This window comes from Williamsia sp. Y853 (genome assembly GCF_056786495.1).
The window spans coordinates 174241-190248 of sequence record NZ_JBXCJC010000003.1; the positions used below are offsets into that span (position 1 = coordinate 174241).

The following is a 16008-nucleotide window of genomic DNA, read 5'->3' on the forward strand; positions in this document are numbered from 1 at the left end:
GTGACAACTCGGGCGGAACCGGATATCCGGTTCCCGTTCAGCGCGGTGGTCGGATCGGAGCAGCTCAAGCTTGCTCTGATCCTGTCCGCGATCGCACCGTCGATCGGTGGGGTGCTGATCCGCGGCGAGAAGGGGACAGCCAAGACGACGGTGGTTCGTGCACTGGGTCCATTGCTGCCCGGGCACGGGGATTCCGCGGCGACGGTTGTCGAACTACCGATCGGTGCCACCGAGGACCGTGTGATCGGTTCGCTGGATCTACAGAAGATCCTCGCCGAAGGGGCAAAGGCTTTCACCCCCGGGCTGCTGGCCCATGCAGATGGCGGAGTCCTCTACATCGACGAGGTCAATCTCCTCGCCGATCATCTTGTCGACGTGCTGCTTGACGCGGCTGCGACCGGCCGGGTGGTCATTGAACGAGATGGTGTGTCGCACACCCAATCTGCGCGATTTGTTCTGGTCGGCACGATGAACCCCGAAGAGGGTGAGCTGCGACCGCAGCTGCTGGACCGATTCGGGCTGGCCGTCGATGTGACCGCACCGCGCGAGGTGTCGCAGCGCGTTGCGGTGATCGAACGCCGGATTGCGTTCGAATCCGATCCCGCGGGATTCGCTGCGGAGTACGCCGACGCCGACGCCGAGATCGCCGCTGCGATCGAAAAGGCAAGGGCTGCACTTGTATCGGTTGTCCTTCCGACTGCGCAGCTGCACCGGATCGCGGCGATCTGCGTTGAGCTCGAGGTCGACGGTCTGCGGGGCGACCTGGTGGTCACCCGCACTGCCCGGGCCCATGCTGCGTGGCGCGGAGCTGTGGAGGTCGAGGACATCGATGTTCGCCGCGCCGTCGAATTGGCACTGCCGCACCGACGTCGGCGAGATCCGTTCGATGAACCCGGCCTCACCGAGCAGCAGATCGACGATGCCCTCGAGAGGGCTGATCAGCAGGCGCCACAGGACCCCGGCACCGAGAACAACGATGCCCCAAATGAATCGGCACCACAGGATTCGGCACCACCCGATGCCGGGGCGCCCGAATCCGGTGAACCTGATCCCGATCCGGACAACCCCGGAGGCGGTGGTGTGCCACCACCGGGTCCGGGTTTCTCGCCGGACCGCCGTGGTGGCGCGGTAAAGGCACTGCGCGCCACCGGCGTCGGCAACGGCGAACCGGGGCGACGGTCACCGTCGCTGAGCAGTCGGGGACAGGCTCTCCGTGGGGTGCGCGATGGCGGCCATGGGGTGCACCTGATGGGCACGATCCTGGCGGCCGCCGACGAGCACATCGAACGCGGTCAGGCCCGACTGCACGTGCTGCCGCAAGACATCCGGTACGCCGAGCGGCGGGGCAAAGAGGGCAATCTCGTGGTGTTCGTGCTCGACCTGTCGGGTTCGATGACCGCGCGCAAGCGACTCGATGCCGTGTCCGGCGCGGTCGTGTCGATGCTCACCGATTCCTATCAGCGCCGCGACCGCGTCGCGGTGGTCACCCTCCGAGGCGCAGGCGCCGAGGTCACCGTGCCACCCACCCGTTCGGTGGACGCCGCTGTGCGCAGGCTGACCGGTGTGTCGACGGGTGGCCGGACGCCGCTGGCAGAAGGGCTGATCGCGGCTCGAGACGTGGTGCGCCGCAATGCTTACAAAGAACCGAACCGGCGACCGCTGATGGTTGTGCTGACCGACGGCCGGGCCACCTCGGGAAGCGGAGCCCTGGCTCGCGCCGGTGCCGCCGCAGACCGACTGCGTCGTGACGGCACGTCGGCGATCGTGGTGGACTGTGAACAGGGTTTGGTCCGCCTCGGCCTGGCCCGGTCGCTGGCCGGCCAGTTGGGTGGCGATTGTGTGCAGCTTGCCGATCTGACCGCCGGTGGCGTCGCCGCAGTTGTCAGATCGGCGGCATGAGCGACTCGGATGAGTCCTCGGCGAGTCGTGGTGTAGAAGGGAAATGTTGTGCCCCAGGGTGTTCCATCTGTTATTCCGAACGACGGACTGACCACACGTGCGCGGCGCAATCAGCCGGTGCTCGCTGTGCACACCGGCGACGGCAAGGGTAAGTCGACCGCGGCCTTCGGAATGGCCATGCGCGCCTGGAACGCCGGTCTGGACATCGGCGTCTTCCAGTTCGTGAAGAGCGCGAAGTGGAAGGTCGGCGAGGAGAGCGCGCTCATCGCGCTCGGAGAGCTCCACAGCACCACCGGTCAGGGCGGTCCGGTGCAGTGGCACAAGATGGGCGAGGGCTGGTCGTGGATACGCCACGCAGGCGGCGATGCCGACCATGCCGAGCAGGCTGCGCAGGGATGGGCCGAGATCCGCCGACGCATCATCGCGGGGGAGCATCAGTTCTATGTCCTCGACGAGTTCACGTATCCCATCAACTGGGGATGGATCGATCTCGACGATGTCCTCGACGTGCTGGGCAGCCGCGAGGGTAAGCAACATGTGGTGATCACCGGTCGGCGGGCGCCTGCCGCGCTGATCGAGGCCGCCGACCTGGTCACGGAGATGGTGAAGGTGCGCCATCCCATGGACGCCGGGCGCAAAGGTCAAAAGGGCATCGAATGGTGAGCTCGTCTCCCCCTGCGATAGTGAGCTCGTCTCCCCCTGCGATAGTGATCGCGGCCCCGTCATCGGGGAGTGGAAAGACCACGATCACAACGGGTTTGATCGGTGCGCTGGCGCGGGCGGGGCATCAGGTCGCACCGTTCAAGGTGGGGCCGGACTACATCGATCCCGGCTACCACGGCATCGCCGCCGGTCGGCCGGGCCGCAACCTCGATCCGGTTCTGGTCGGCGAGGAACGGATCGGTCCGCTGTACCGATCGGGTTCGACCGGATGCGACATCGCGGTGATCGAAGGCGTGATGGGCCTGTTCGATGGCCGGATCACCGAAGACCACATGCCCGCGATCGCTCCCGGATCTACAGCGCAGGTGGCCAACCTCCTCGGGGCGCCGGTGGTATTGGTCGTGGACGCATCCGGGCACAGCCAGTCCCTGGCAGCGATCCTGCACGGGTTCGTCAGCTTCGACCCGGGCATCGACATCCGTGGCGTGATCCTCAACCGGGTGGGATCACCGCGACACGAATACGTACTGCGACAGGCTTGCGACCGCGCCGGACTTCAGGTTTTCGGTGCGGTGCCGCGTAACCCGGAGATGGCGGTGCCCTCGCGTCACCTCGGACTCATCCCGGCCGCCGAACGCGGCCCCGAAGCAATTGCCGCCATCGACGCGATGACCGAATTGGTCGGTGGCGCAGTGGATGTGCCGGCACTGGTGGCGGCGGCCGACATCGGGCCTGCCGGCCGTTCCGGTCCGATCTGGTCTGCTGATGAGGAGGTCGGAACACCGGAACAGCAGGGCCCGCGGCCGGTGATCGCGGTTGCCGCCGGTGCGGCGTTCACATTCGGCTATGCCGAGCACAGCGAACTGCTCCGGGCGGCCGGTGCCGACGTGGTCACCTTCGATCCGGTGGTCGACCTCCTCCCGGACGGTTGCACGGCAGTGGTGATCGGAGGCGGATTCCCCGAAGAACACGCCGCGGCGTTGGCGTCGAACAGACCGCTGCTCACCGCGCTGCGTGCGGCGGCCGGTTCGGGGATCCCGATCCATGCCGAATGCGCAGGCCTGCTGTATCTGTCGCAGAGTCTCGACAACCACGCGATGGCCGGAGTGCTGCCGTTGCGGGGCACGTTCGGCAAGAGGCTGACGTTGGGCTATCGCGATGCGGTGGCCATCACCGATTCCGTGTTGTTCCCCGCAGGCACGAGGGTTCGGGGACACGAGTTCCATCGCACCACGGTTACGGCAGTGGATGATTCGGTTCCCTCGGCCTGGGGCTGGCGCCGGGACGGGGTGGCCGAGAGGGAAGGCTGGACCTCGGCTCGGCCGGGTGCCCAGGTTCACGCGTCATACCTGCACACGCATCCGGCGGGAAATCCGGAGGCGGTGTCGCGTCTGGTGGCTGCCGCGCGCCGAGCCCCTGTGGAGCAGCGATGAGCGGTGGATCAGCGGAGCTGGATCTGACGGCGGGCCTGTTGGCCGGGATCGACATGTCCGAGCTCAGCGACAGTCCGGTGGTCATGCGGGAGCTGCTCGAAGCGGTGCTGGCGGTCGGCAGCGGCCTGGATCTCGACGCCACCCTGCAGCGGATCATCAATGTCGCCGTGGATGCACTCGATGCCCGGTACGGCGCGCTCGGTGTGCGCGGTGATGACGGGCAGCTCTCGGCTTTTGTTCACACGGGCATCGAACCTCAGGTGCGGGCGACGATGGGCCATCTGCCGGTGGGCCGTGGTGTGCTGGGGCTGCTGATCAACCATCCGCAGGTGCTGCGTATCGACGAGTTGGGTGCGCACCCGAGCGCGGTGGGATTCCCCGCCAACCATCCGCCGATGGCGACGTTCCTCGGGGCGCCGATCATCGTCCGCGGCGCGGTGTTCGGCAGCATCTATCTCACCGAGAAGGTCACCGGCGGGGGTTTCAACGAAGCCGATGAGGTGGCGGTACGGGTGCTGTCGGCGGCGGCCGGTGTCGCGATCGACAACGCCCGGCTGTTCGAGAGTGCACGCACGCGGGAACGCTGGATGCGGATGCTCGCGCGCCGGGGAGCCGGACCGCTGGTGGGGGCCGCGCTCGAGGACACCCTCACCGCGCTGGCCGTCGACCTTGCGGACTTGGCCGGGGCCACAGACGTTTTCATTCTCGGGACCGATGACAATCGGGCCAACGTGCTGGCGCACACCGGCGAACTACCGCGTTTGGGCGCATTCGAGCTGGGTCAGTTCTCGGGTATCGAGGTCGCCCCGGCAACTGATGTCCCGGCACCGTTGGTGCGCGGCGGGGCGGCGTGGGTGAGCATGGTGCCGCTGCTGCGCGCCGGTGGGCGTTTCGGCGTGATGATGCTGACGCACACCGCGCGTCCCGTGTGGGCCGAGGAGGAGGAGTCGGGTCTGATCGCCACGGCCGACATCGCCTCGATGGCACTGGCATACGAGCTGCAGCAGGCGGTGACCAGGGAGATGCACATGCTCACCGATCGCCACCGGATCGCCAGGGACCTCCATGATCACGTGATCCAGCGGTTGTTCGCGATCGGGATGTCGTTGCAGTCGTTCTCGTCTCGGATCGGTGACGATGGTCAGCTCAGCCAGGCGATCGTCGACCTGGACCGGACCGTCGAGCAGATTCGCACGTCGATCTTCGATCTCAACACCTCGGGGGAGAGCGCCCAGGATTCGGCCACCTTGCGGCGTCGGGCACTGGACATCGTCACCGAGTTGTCGGCTCATGCACCGATCTCACCGTCGGTGCGCTTTGCCGGACCCGTCGACACCCTGGTCCCGTCGCGGCTGGATGGGCATATCGAAGCTGTTCTGCGCGAAGGTATTTCCAATGCGCTACGGCATTCGAAGGCAGAACGGATCGACGTCCTCGTCTCTGCGGACGAAGTGTTGAGTATCTCGATCACCGACAACGGAACAGGGATCGGTGCGACCGTGGCGCACAGCGGATTGAACAATCTCGCGCGCCGGGCCGAACAGAACGATGGCACGTTCGCCATCTCCGACACCGCCGGCGGCGGGACCACGATCAGCTGGACCGTGCCGCTGTAACTCCGCTAGGACTGACGGCCGCGCTCGTTCTTTTCCTTCAGTTTGGTGGCCATCACCGCAACCTGTGTCCGCCGCTGCAGATCGAGTTTGGCAAGGATCCGGGACACGTAGTTCTTGATGGTCTTTTCGGCGAGGAACATCTTCGCCGCGATCTGGCGGTTGGTCATCCCCTCGCCGACGAGTGCAAAGACCTCACGTTCCTGACCGGTCAACTCGGCGAGTGGATCGACGCCGTTGCCGTCGGCCCGCAGTTTGGCCATCAACGCGGCGGTGCTCCCGGCGTCGAGCAGTGATCCACCGGTGCCGACCGTGCGCACCGCGGCCACCAGGTTGTGCCCCAGGATCTGCTTGAGGACGAACCCGGCGGCGCCGGCCATCACAGCAGCCAGCAACGCTTCGTCGTCGGCGTAAGAGGTGAGCATCAGACACTGCACCGACGGTGTGGCACTGCGGATCTCGCGACACAACTCGACGCCGTTGCCGTCGGGCAGCCGGACGTCGAGGATGGCCACGTCGGGGACCGCGGCGGTGATCGCAACCAATGCCTCACTGACACTTGAGGCCTCACCGACCACCTCGATGTCGTCTGCCGTCCCGAGGAGATCGCGGAGTCCGCGGCGTACCAGTTCGTGATCATCGACCAGAAATGCCCTGATTTTCGCCGTCATGGATTTCAAAGTACCGCACCACAAAACGAGGCGATCGCCCCGGTGAACAGGGACTTTTGACCCACGCGCGGACAAGATGTCCGGAGGCAGACTCGGATGCATGAAAACGATGTCCGGGTCGGATCTGCTGCGCGAGTTGTTGCCTGTCTGCGAAGGAGAGGTCAATCGGCATCTGGCGATGTCGAAGGATTGGCACCCGCACGACTTCGTGCCGTGGGATCAGGGACGGAACTTCGCCGCACTCGGTGGAATCGACTGGGATCCGAGCCAGTCCCAGTTGGACGAGACGGCCAAGGCGGCGATGTTCACCAACCTGCTGACCGAGGACAATCTGCCGTCCTATCACCGGGTGATAGCGCAGAACTTCACCCTCGACGACGCCTGGGGTTATTGGGTGGGCCGGTGGACCGCGGAAGAGAACAAGCACAGCGTGGTCATGCGTGACTACCTGGTCGTCACCCGTGGTGTCGATCCGGTGGCGTTGGAAGAAGCCCGGATGATCCACATGACCCAGGGTTTCAACCCGATGCCCGCCGACGACGGGAATCGAGATCGGTCCTCGGACATGCTGTTTGCGGTGGCCTACGTCACCTTCCAGGAACTCGCGACGCGCGTGTCACACCGCAACACGGGCAAGGCGTGTGGCGACCCGATCGCCGACCGGATGCTCGCGCGGGTTGCCGCGGACGAGAACCTGCACATGCTGTTCTATCGCAACATCCTTGCAGGCGCGCTCGACCTGACTCCCGATCAGACCATCAAGGCGATTGCCCTGGTCCTGTCCATGTTCCAGATGCCGGGTGCCTCGATGCCGGGGTTCCGTCGCAACGCCGTGCTGATCGCCAAGGCCGGGATCTACGATCTCCCGCAGCACCTGCACGAGGTTGTCGAACCGGTCCTGCGCAAGTGGAACATATTCGAGCGCACCGATTTCGGTCCCGAAGGCGAACGCACCCGCGACGAGTTGGCCGTATTCCTCGAAGACCTGCAAGGCAAAGTCGATCGATTCGAACGGTCGCGTGCGCGCATGCTCGCACGCGATGAACGGGAAGCGTCGTGACGATCGAGGACGTCGGGCAACGGAAGGTTCCGTTCGACGCGGTGATCGCGATGGCAGAGGCTGCGCATTGCGGGAACATCAGCTGGTGGAACCAGATCCGTGCGGATTCCGCGGACAGTACCGAAACCGAATACCTTGCCTCGCGCATGCTGGCCCGGATGATCGCATCGGCTGCACATCGGCAGGGGATACCCACCGCCGACGTGTGGGCCCGGATCCGGGAGACCGGGGAACTGCCTCTCTGAGACTGCGTGGTCGGTGTCCACTCAGTTGCCGCCGAAGGCCCACAGTACGGTCTACGCATGACCGAATCGACACCCGAGATGGGCCACGACCACTACCTCGTCGGGCTGAATCTTGTTGGCAGGCGGGTGGTGATCATCGGCGGCGGCTCGGTGGTGCAGCGCAGGCTCGGCACACTCGCCGACAGCGGCGCCGACATCCACGTGATCACACCGGAGGCCACGCCAACGGTGGAGTCGTTTCCCGGCATCACCCTGCACGCCCGTCCTTATGAACCCGGTGACCTCGACGGCGCGTGGTACGCCCTGGCCTCTACCGACGACCCGGACGTCAATGCCGCCGTGGTTGCCGAGGCCGAGCAGCGCCGGATCTTCTGTGTCCGCGCCGACGACGCCCGCCACGGCACCGCCGTCACGCCCGCCTCGCTGCGTCACGACAATCTGACGGTCGGCGTCCTGGCAGCTGGTGATCACCGTCGCTCGGCCGCCGTGCGGACGGCCATCGGTCAGGCGCTCGGCGGCGGAGAGCTCGGCGCGGCCGGGCTCGAAGCCGCCGCTCAGGAACGGCAGCCGGCCGGTGTGGCGCTGGTCGGTGGCGGACCCGGCGACCCGGATCTGATCACCGTGCGGGGACGACGTCTACTTGCCGCTGCCGATGTTGTTGTTGCCGACCGGCTCGCGCCACCGGCATTGCTGGCCGAACTGGGGCCCCACGTCGAGATCATCGATGCCGCGAAGGTGCCCTACGGCCGTGCGATGAAGCAGGAGGCCATCAACGACGTCCTCATCGACCGTGCCAAGGCAGGCAAGTTCGTGGTCCGGTTCAAGGGCGGCGATCCGTACGTCTATGGGCGCGGCTTCGAAGAACTCGAGGCGTGCGTTGCCGCAGGCGTCCCGGTCACCGTGGTCCCCGGGATCACCAGTGCCATCGCCGGACCATCGGCGGCCGGCATCCCGGTGACCCACAGAGGCGTGACCCACGAAGTCGTGATCGTTTCCGGGCACATCCCGCCTGATCATCCCGATTCCCTGGTCAACTGGCCGGCACTGGCGCAGATGCGGGGGACCATCGTCCTGATGATGGCGGTCGAACGTCTCGACATCTTCGCCGACGCACTGATGGATGGCGGCCGTGACGCGACGATCCCGGTTGCCATCATCGAAAACGCCACACTGAGCAGCCAGCGGGTAGTCCGGACAACGCTCGGCGAGGCTGCGGTGGACGCCAAGAACGCGCAGGTCCGGCCACCCGCGATCGTGGTCATCGGACCGGTTGCCGGTTTTGATGCGGCGCTGTGACACGTCGACCACCGTACGATCGTTACAACCATGATTGTGAAGCGGGAGTCCGGCACCGGTAGCCTCGATCCCCATGACCTCATCACCAGCCGTGGCCGCTGACGTCGGCCAGACCCGTGTGTGGGGCCCGCAGATCGCCGTGCTGGGCGGAATGCAACTGCTGGTCGTGCTCGATGGCACGGTCGCGGCGCTGGCGCTCCCCAGAATCCAGAACGCGCTGGGCCTGTCCGACAGCGGCGGCGCCTGGATCATCACCGCCTACGTGCTGGCCTTCGGTGGCCTCATGCTGCTGGGCGGACGGTTGGGTGACACCTTCGGTCGTAAACGTATGTTCGTCGCCGGTGTTGCCGCGTTCACGGTCACCTCACTGCTGTGTGGTCTGGCCTGGGATCCGATCAGCCTGATCATCGGACGCGCCTTGCAAGGTGCGTCTGCGGCGGTGGCCGCACCGACCGCGATGGCGCTGGTCGCGACCACATTTGCGCCCGGCAAGCCACGGAACCAGGCGTTTGCCGTGTATGCGGCGATGACCGGCATCGGATCGGTCGCCGGGTTGATCGCAGGCGGAGTGCTCACCGAACTCTCATGGCGCCTGGTGTTCCTGATCAATGTGCCCATCGGCCTGCTGGTCGTGCTCGGGGCGGTCATGTGTCTGCGCGAATCGCAGGGCGAGCGGATGTCCCTCGATGTGAAGGGCGCGGTCCTGGCAACGCTGGGCTGCACCCTGGTCGTGCTCGCTGTGAACGAAGGACCGGGCGGCTGGCTGCGTCCGGTGGTGGTGATCCCGCTGATCGTCGGATTGGTCTCGCTGATCGCGTTCGTATTCGTCGAGCGCCGCGCCGCGAATCCGATCCTGCCGTTTTCACTGTTCGCCAACAGCAGCCGGGTGGCGGCGCTGGTGGCGATCCTGCTGGCAGGTGCCATCATCATGTGCATGGCGGTGTTCATCTCGCTGTACCTGCAGGGAATCCTGAAGTATTCGCCGATCCAGAGCGGTATGGCAGTGGTGCCCTTTGCCTTCGGGCTCGGTACCGCGGCGGCTATCGCCTCCAAACTCGCGCTCCGATACCAGCCACGCTGGCTGGTCCTCGTCGGCGGTCTGGTGGTGGTTGCCGGCTGCGCGTACGCGGCGAGCATCGCGCGCGATGCCCCGGCGTACTTCCCTCACATCTTTGTGCCGGTCGTCGTGATCGGTGCAGGCGTCGGCATGGCGGTCATCCCGCTCACCCTGTCGGTGGTGGCCGGAGTCGGCCCCAACGAGATCGGCCCGCTGACCGCTCTTGCCCAGGTGGCCCAAAACCTCGGTGGTGCGATCGCGTTGGTCGCGGTCGGTGCGATGGTGACCAGCCGCACCCTCTCCGAAGGCGGGACCACCGGGCCGATCGACGAGATGGATGCGAGCCAGCTCGATGCGTTGGCAAGCGGCTACGGACTGGCTTTCGTCTGCTGCGCGTTGATCGCGGTTGCGGCCGGAATCGTCGTCCTGTTCATGCGCTTCACACCGGAGGACGTGGCCGAAGGGCAGGCGGCCCAAGAAGTCGCCCACACCTCGGTCGATCCCGACGAGTTGACGGCCTGAGCGCAGGTCGAAGCCGGTCAGTCCGTGAGGATGATCAGCTCGCGGTCCGAGCCGATCTCGGCACGCTGACCGCCCGCGACGGCAACCGCCGCCAACGAGTTGACGTCGCGTACCTGCTTGCGGGAGCCGAGCAGCGATCGCGTCAGCACCCCCTTGTGATGCTTGTTGAAGTGGCTGACCACCGTCCGGGTGCCGTTCGCTGCCTCGGTCAGCACGGTGACCGTGATGGCATCGGGGACCGGCCCCAGTTGCTGGTAGCCACCTGACCGCAGATCGACGATCAGATCCTCGTCCAGGCCGACGAGCGCATCGGTGAGCACCGGCTTCCAGTTGGCCGCGAGGGTGCCGAATCCGGGCAGTTTCGACCCGGCCGACAACCGATATGCGGGAATCGGGTCGGTGGCGCGCACCACGCCGAACAGCGCCGAACCGATCGCCAACCGATCTGCGGCCTTGGCTTTCGCGGACCGCGTCAGTGACTTGTAGTCGAGGGCGTCGAACAACACGCCCGTGTACCGCTCGATCGCCGGGCAGGTCGGACTCGACCACAACTGGGCGTTGCGCTCGATCTCGTCGAACTGGGATACGCCCAGCCCCAGCGCCTTCTGACTGGCTGCCGCGTCGCCGGCCACTGTGACGAGCGCGTCGGCGATCTTGCGGCGCAGCGGCGTCAGGGTGGACAGCGAGAGCAGGTCGAGGTCGAGGGGAGCGCCACGGCCACCGGTGGCCTTGGTCTCTGAGGGGGGCAGCACGATCAACACAGTGATAGACCGTATCGGTCCACCCCGGCCACCGCCCCGGCCCGGTCTGCTCGGAGGGCCTGCGCTTGGTCCGGTTCGAGAGATGCAGCCGCCTCTGGTCACAGGGATGCAGGGCCGGTGTGGTCGCAGAGATATGGTGTCTGACGTGATCACACGCATGTCGACCCTTTTCCTGCGCACTCTGCGCGACGATCCTTCCGACGCCGAGGTGCCAAGTCATCGGCTGCTGGTCCGCGCCGGATATGTCCGCCGCGTCGCCCCCGGCGTCTACAGCTGGCTGCCACTGGGACTGAAGGTGCTGCGGCGGGTCGAGGCCGTCGTCCGTGAGGAGATGGACAACATCGGTGGCCAGGAGATCTCGTTGCCTGCGCTGCTGCCGCGCGAGCCCTACGAGACCACCGGACGATGGACCGAATACGGCGACGCGCTGTTCCGGCTCAAGGACCGCAAGGGTGCCGACATGTTGCTCGGACCCACCCACGAAGAGTTGTTCGCCCAGCTGGTCAAGGGGGAGTACTCGTCCTACAAAGATCTGCCACTGACGATCTATCAGATCCAGACCAAGTACCGCGACGAAGAGCGTCCCCGGGCCGGCATCCTGCGCGGGCGCGAGTTCATCATGAAGGACTCGTACTCGTTCGATCTGAATCTCGACGGTGCCAAGGCGTCCTACGACGCCCACCGCGAGGCCTACCAGGAAATCTTCCGCCGTCTTCAGGTCAAGTACGTGATCGTCGCCGCCACCTCCGGTGCCATGGGCGGTTCGGCATCAGAGGAGTTCCTGGCCGAAAGTGAAGTGGGCGAGGACACTTACGTGCGCAGCCCGGGGTCGGGTTATGCGGCCAACGTGGAGGCCGTCGTGACCCCGGCGCCGCCGGCACTGCCGATCGAGGGTCTGCCCGCGGCCACCGTGTACGACACCGGCAACACCCCGACCATCGACACGCTGGTCGCCTGGGCGCAGGAGACGTTCCCCGACCGCGGCTTCACCGCCGCGGACACATTGAAGAACGTCGTGGTGAAGTTGCGTCGGCCCGACGGCAAGACCGAACTGCTGGCGATCGGTATCCCCGGTGACCGCGATGTCGACATGAAGCGGCTCGAAGCCGCCGTCGAACCGGCCACCGTCGAAATGATCGGCGACGCCGACTTTGCCGCCAACGCATTCCTGGTTCGTGGCTACATCGGCCCGAAAGCATTGCAGGACAACGGGGTGCGTTACCTGGTGGACCCCAGGGTCGTCGAAGGTACGTCCTGGATCACCGGTGCAAATGAACTGGGCAAGCATGTTGTCGACCTGGTGGTCGGCCGGGACTTCGTACCGGACGGCACCATCGAGGCCGCCGAGGTTCGCGACGGTGACCCGTCGCCGGACGGCCTGGGCACCCTTGTCGCAGCCCGCGGTATCGAGATCGGTCACATCTTCCAGCTCGGCACCAAATACACCGATGCCTTCGAAGTCGACGTCCTCGGCGAGAACGGCAAGCCGGTCCGGTTGATCCAGGGCTCGTACGGTGTGGGCGTCTCGCGGATGGTTGCCGTCATCGCCGAGCAGCAACACGACGACAAAGGCCTGCGCTGGCCGAAGTCTGTGGCGCCGTACGACATCCACCTGGTCATCGCGAACAAGGACGAGCAGGCCTGGGCCGGTGCGCAGAGTCTTGCCGCCGATCTCGATGCCGCGGGTATGTCCGTGCTCCTCGACGACCGCAAGGCCAGCCCGGGCGTGAAGTTCAAGGACGCCGAGCTGCTGGGCATGCCGGTGGTCGTGGTCGTCGGACGCGGCTGGGCCAACGGCACCGTCGAGATCCGCGACCGGTTCACCGGAGAGGCGACCGAGGTCGCCTCCGACTCCGCGGTCGAGGCACTGCTCGCCAATCGCTAGTCGGTTCGCGCGATCGGCCCGATCATTGATCGGGCCGATCCGCGGTTCGGCCTACGTTGGGTCGCCGCCCCACCTGGTCGAGCTCCGCTACGCTGCGTCTCCGCCTGGCAGGCCGACGGTTGCCGGTGAGATCCTCAGGACCACCCGCCAATTCGCTGCCCGGAGGGCACTGCCGGTCAGTCCTTGAAGGCCGAGCCGGCGACTGCCTACATCGGACGCCCGCTCGAGCAGGCTGCGATAGGCCACTGCACAGTCCTCTTCGGCGGCCAGCGCGACTTTCAGCGCCGACGCGGGATCGGTGACGGCGATCGGCAGGTTGTAGCCGGCCGCCGCCGGTGGTACCGGGGCGCCGACCGCGGTCAGAGCCGTTTCCAATTCGGTTCGCAGTGCGCGGTGTTCGGCGGTGTATTCGCTGATCGCCTGCTCGCGCGAGGGCGCCGCGTGTGCCGCAACTACGCCGTACGTGAAAATTGCGGCGTTCTCCGCGGTCACGGCAACGGCGAGTGCATCGGTCGTTGGGGTCATGAGAGCTGCACCGCCGCAAGAGTTGTGGTCCCGGCGCTGATCGACCCGAGAAGGCCGGCGACGTAACCGTAGAGTTCGATGGCCAGGTTTCCGGCGGAGTTCGCAGACGCCGTGAGCTGCGTTCGGAGTTCATCGATTGTCGGTGGTGCGGTCACCGCGGGGCTCGGTGTCGCTGAACTCGACGCGATCCGCGCCCGGCCGGAGTCGAGCCGGGTGATCTCGTCGGTCAGTGCGACCGAATGGGCTGTTCGCTGTTCGGCGATGACGGTGAGTGCCGCCGCCCGGTCCGGGTTGCCCGCAATCGCCGCCGTCGCGGCGGCGGCGTCGGTATTGGCCGCGGTGACCTGGGGTAGCAGCTGATCGGCCAGTTGTTGCTGCGCGCTTGTCGTGCCGTCCGATCCGCAGGCCGCGACCGCAGAGATCGCGCTCGCGCCCGCGGCGAGCGCCACTGCCGATTGCAGGAAAGTGCGGCGGGAGGACGTGATTCCCCGAATGCCATCTGATGGTGAAACTTCACTGACCGTCACACGGTCAATAGTGCCAGCCCGCGTCGGCGAGGGCAGATCCCGCGCACCGCTCGGCGGTTCGCCGTCCGACTGTGGCCCATTCGTCACCGGATGGCGCAGTCGATGGTCAAGGACAGGCGGTCAGGGGCGTTAAGCTGTTCGGAGTAAAGACCTGACAACTGCACATGGAGGAGACACCGATGCCCGGGGCAATCGACCACGAACGGATCAGTGGACTGATCGAACCGGCAGTCACCGACAAGGGGTACGACGTCGAGGAACTGTCAGTGGTGGCGACGGGCCCGGAGAACCTGGTGAAGTTGGTCGTCGATCGCGACGGCGGCGCGTCGCTCGATGAGCTGGCCGAGCTGAGCCGCTCGGTCTCGACGATCCTCGACGGTACGGACGACGAGACCGGCGCCGAGGGTGACGACGCGTTGGCCGCATTACCGACCTACACCCTCGAGGTCACCTCGCCGGGTGTCGACCGCCCGCTGACACAGCCGCGGCACTGGCGCCGCGCAGCCGGACGCAAAGTGGTGGTCGACCTCATCGCCGATCCGCCAGAGCGACTCTCCGGCCGGATCGGGGCACTCGACGACAACCAGTCGAGCGTGCAACTGGTCACGAAGACAAGCAAGGGTTTCGCCACCACGACCGTGGCATTGGCATCAGTACGCAAAGCGTTTGTACAGGTCGACTTCGGTGAGCCCAGTGCTGCCGAACTCGAGGTGTGCGGCCTTGATCCCGAGCAGATCGAGGCAAGAAGGAAAGGGAACAAATGAATATCGACATTGCAGCGCTTCGTATGATCGAGGCCGAAAAGGGCATCACGATCGATGCCGTCATCGAGACCATCCAGTCGGCATTGCTGACGGCCTACCGGCACACCGACGGGTTTGCACCACACGCGTACATCGATGTCGATCGCAAGTCCGGCAAGGTCCGCGTGATGGCGCAAGAGCGTGACGCCGATGGCAACGTCATCTCCGAATGGGACGACACCCCTGAAGGTTTCGGGCGCATCGCGGCCACCACGGCCCGCCAGGTGATCCTGCAGCGCCTGCGAGATGCCGAGCACGACAAAAACTTTGGCGAGTTCTCCACGCATGAGGGTGAGATCGTCGGCGGCGTGGTGCAGCAGGACGCGCGCGCGAACGCCCGCGGCATGGTGGTCGTGCGCATCGGTAGCGAAGCCACCGGCCAAGAAGGTGTACTGCCGCCTGCCGAGCAGGTACCCGGTGAAACCTATGTGCACGGCGAGCGGATCAAGTGCTACGTCGTCGGCGTCGCACGCGGATCCCGCGGCCTGCAGATCACACTCTCGCGTACCCACCCCAATCTCGTGCGCAAGCTCTTCGCACTCGAGGTCCCCGAGATCGAGGACGGGTCGGTCGAGATCGTCGCGGTGGCCCGGGAGGCCGGTCATCGGTCGAAGATCGCCGTCCACACCGGGGTTGCCGGACTCAACGCCAAGGGTGCCTGCATCGGACCGATGGGGCAGCGTGTCCGCAACGTCATGAGCGAACTCGCCGGCGAGAAGATCGACATCATCGACTACGACACCGACCCGGCCGTGTTTGTCGGCAACGCACTCTCGCCGTCGAAGGTGGTATCGGTCACAGTCGTCGATCCAGTGGCAAAAGCCGCCAGGGTCGTGGTGCCCGATTACCAGTTGTCGCTGGCCATCGGCAAGGAAGGGCAGAACGCCCGCCTGGCTGCCCGCCTCACCGGATGGCGCATCGACATCCGTAGCGATGCCCAGACCGACTCGGATTCCGAGCCGTCTGCGGCAGGTGCGAGCTGAGCAGAAACGCGCCGAGACGGGTGTCATTAGCATCTAGCTCGCCGTGGACGGTAGACTCACCGGTG

Annotated in this window: 15 protein-coding genes; 11 read left to right on the top strand and 4 right to left on the bottom strand. The window is 66.1% G+C overall.

The window, feature by feature from the left end; all coding sequences use genetic code 11:
• From AC1TPF_RS16960 to AC1TPF_RS16975, 4 genes are read left to right on the top strand one after another with little or no spacing between them, the layout of a single operon-like run.
• Complete coding sequence (locus AC1TPF_RS16960) at positions 1–1899, top strand: VWA domain-containing protein (RefSeq protein WP_482144808.1); 1899 nt, start codon at positions 1–3, stop codon at positions 1897–1899.
• Positions 1900–1947: 48 nt separating this feature from the next.
• Positions 1948–2562 (top strand): cob(I)yrinic acid a,c-diamide adenosyltransferase, encoded by a 615-nt coding sequence (cobO, locus tag AC1TPF_RS16965; protein WP_482139100.1) that lies wholly within the window; start codon positions 1948–1950, stop codon positions 2560–2562.
• Entirely contained in the window at positions 2556–3995 is a 1440-nt protein-coding gene (locus tag AC1TPF_RS16970; RefSeq protein ID WP_482139102.1) for a cobyrinic acid a,c-diamide synthase CobB, read from the top strand. Before cobO ends, AC1TPF_RS16970 begins: the two co-directional genes overlap by 7 nt.
• Positions 3992–5611, top strand: coding sequence for a GAF domain-containing sensor histidine kinase (locus tag AC1TPF_RS16975; protein WP_482139104.1), 1620 nt, complete (start codon positions 3992–3994; stop codon positions 5609–5611). The genes AC1TPF_RS16970 and AC1TPF_RS16975 overlap by 4 nt, the downstream gene beginning before the upstream one ends.
• Positions 5612–5616: 5 nt before the next feature.
• Here AC1TPF_RS16975 and AC1TPF_RS16980 read toward each other — a convergent pair whose 3' ends face one another.
• Positions 5617–6279: a response regulator transcription factor gene (locus AC1TPF_RS16980; RefSeq protein WP_482139105.1), complete on the bottom strand. Its 663-nt coding sequence runs from the start codon at positions 6277–6279 to the stop codon at positions 5617–5619.
• A gap of 100 nt (positions 6280–6379) precedes the next feature.
• Between AC1TPF_RS16980 and AC1TPF_RS16985 the strand changes: the two genes are divergently transcribed.
• The 4 genes from AC1TPF_RS16985 to AC1TPF_RS17000 all read left to right on the top strand — a co-directional run bounded on the left by AC1TPF_RS16985 (position 6380) and on the right by AC1TPF_RS17000 (position 10459).
• Positions 6380–7339, top strand: coding sequence for an acyl-ACP desaturase (locus tag AC1TPF_RS16985; protein ID WP_482144809.1), 960 nt, complete (start codon positions 6380–6382; stop codon positions 7337–7339).
• Positions 7336–7584, top strand: coding sequence for a hypothetical protein (locus AC1TPF_RS16990; protein ID WP_482139109.1), 249 nt, complete (start codon positions 7336–7338; stop codon positions 7582–7584). Before AC1TPF_RS16985 ends, AC1TPF_RS16990 begins: the two co-directional genes overlap by 4 nt.
• 57 nt (positions 7585–7641) lie before the next feature.
• Positions 7642–8880, top strand: coding sequence for a uroporphyrinogen-III C-methyltransferase (gene cobA, locus AC1TPF_RS16995; protein WP_482139110.1), 1239 nt, complete (start codon positions 7642–7644; stop codon positions 8878–8880).
• 73 nt (positions 8881–8953) lie between these two features.
• A complete protein-coding gene (locus AC1TPF_RS17000; protein ID WP_482139112.1) occupies positions 8954–10459 on the top strand; it encodes an MFS transporter in 1506 nt (501 codons plus the stop codon).
• A gap of 17 nt (positions 10460–10476) precedes the next feature.
• Here the strand turns inward: AC1TPF_RS17000 and yaaA are convergent, their stop codons facing one another.
• Positions 10477–11220, bottom strand: a complete 744-nt coding sequence (gene yaaA, locus AC1TPF_RS17005; protein WP_482144810.1) for a peroxide stress protein YaaA — start codon at positions 11218–11220, stop codon at positions 10477–10479.
• 145 nt (positions 11221–11365) lie between these two features.
• On the opposite strand from yaaA, the gene AC1TPF_RS17010 reads away from it, so the two are divergent.
• Positions 11366–13105 carry a proline--tRNA ligase gene (locus tag AC1TPF_RS17010; protein ID WP_482144811.1) on the top strand — a complete coding sequence of 580 codons (1740 nt, stop codon included), beginning with the start codon at positions 11366–11368 and terminating at the stop codon, positions 13103–13105.
• 87 nt (positions 13106–13192) lie between these two features.
• Here AC1TPF_RS17010 and AC1TPF_RS17015 read toward each other — a convergent pair whose 3' ends face one another.
• Both AC1TPF_RS17015 and AC1TPF_RS17020 read right to left on the bottom strand, forming a co-directional pair.
• Positions 13193–13630, bottom strand: coding sequence for a ferritin-like domain-containing protein (locus AC1TPF_RS17015; RefSeq protein WP_482144812.1), 438 nt, complete (start codon positions 13628–13630; stop codon positions 13193–13195).
• Positions 13627–14157 carry a hypothetical protein gene (locus AC1TPF_RS17020; protein WP_482144813.1) on the bottom strand — a complete coding sequence of 177 codons (531 nt, stop codon included), beginning with the start codon at positions 14155–14157 and terminating at the stop codon, positions 13627–13629. The genes AC1TPF_RS17015 and AC1TPF_RS17020 overlap by 4 nt, the downstream gene beginning before the upstream one ends.
• Before the next feature lie 179 nt (positions 14158–14336).
• Here AC1TPF_RS17020 and rimP point away from each other — a divergent pair, with 179 nt between their 5' ends.
• Together rimP and nusA are read left to right on the top strand one after the other, a co-directional pair.
• Positions 14337–14921 (top strand): ribosome maturation factor RimP, encoded by a 585-nt coding sequence (rimP, locus tag AC1TPF_RS17025; protein ID WP_482144814.1) that lies wholly within the window; start codon positions 14337–14339, stop codon positions 14919–14921.
• Entirely contained in the window at positions 14918–15943 is a 1026-nt protein-coding gene (gene nusA, locus AC1TPF_RS17030; RefSeq protein WP_482139122.1) for a transcription termination factor NusA, read from the top strand. The genes rimP and nusA overlap by 4 nt, the downstream gene beginning before the upstream one ends.
• Positions 15944–16008: the final 65 nt, after the last annotated feature.

Excerpts from the sequence above, each read along its gene's own strand:
- AC1TPF_RS16975 (WP_482139104.1), top strand. The coding sequence starts at position 3,992 with ATGAGCGGTGGATCAGCGGAGCTGGATCTGACGGCGGGCCTGTTGGCC.
- AC1TPF_RS16985 (WP_482144809.1), top strand. The coding sequence starts at position 6,380 with ATGAAAACGATGTCCGGGTCGGATCTGCTGCGCGAGTTGTTGCCTGTC.
- AC1TPF_RS17015 (WP_482144812.1), bottom strand. The coding sequence starts at position 13,630 with ATGACCCCAACGACCGATGCACTCGCCGTTGCCGTGACCGCGGAGAAC.
- rimP (WP_482144814.1), top strand. The coding sequence starts at position 14,337 with ATGCCCGGGGCAATCGACCACGAACGGATCAGTGGACTGATCGAACCG.
- AC1TPF_RS17000 (WP_482139112.1), top strand. The coding sequence starts at position 8,954 with ATGACCTCATCACCAGCCGTGGCCGCTGACGTCGGCCAGACCCGTGTG.
- AC1TPF_RS16980 (WP_482139105.1), bottom strand. The coding sequence starts at position 6,279 with ATGACGGCGAAAATCAGGGCATTTCTGGTCGATGATCACGAACTGGTA.
- AC1TPF_RS16970 (WP_482139102.1), top strand. The coding sequence starts at position 2,556 with ATGGTGAGCTCGTCTCCCCCTGCGATAGTGAGCTCGTCTCCCCCTGCG.
- nusA (WP_482139122.1), top strand. The coding sequence starts at position 14,918 with ATGAATATCGACATTGCAGCGCTTCGTATGATCGAGGCCGAAAAGGGC.
- cobA (WP_482139110.1), top strand. The coding sequence starts at position 7,642 with ATGACCGAATCGACACCCGAGATGGGCCACGACCACTACCTCGTCGGG.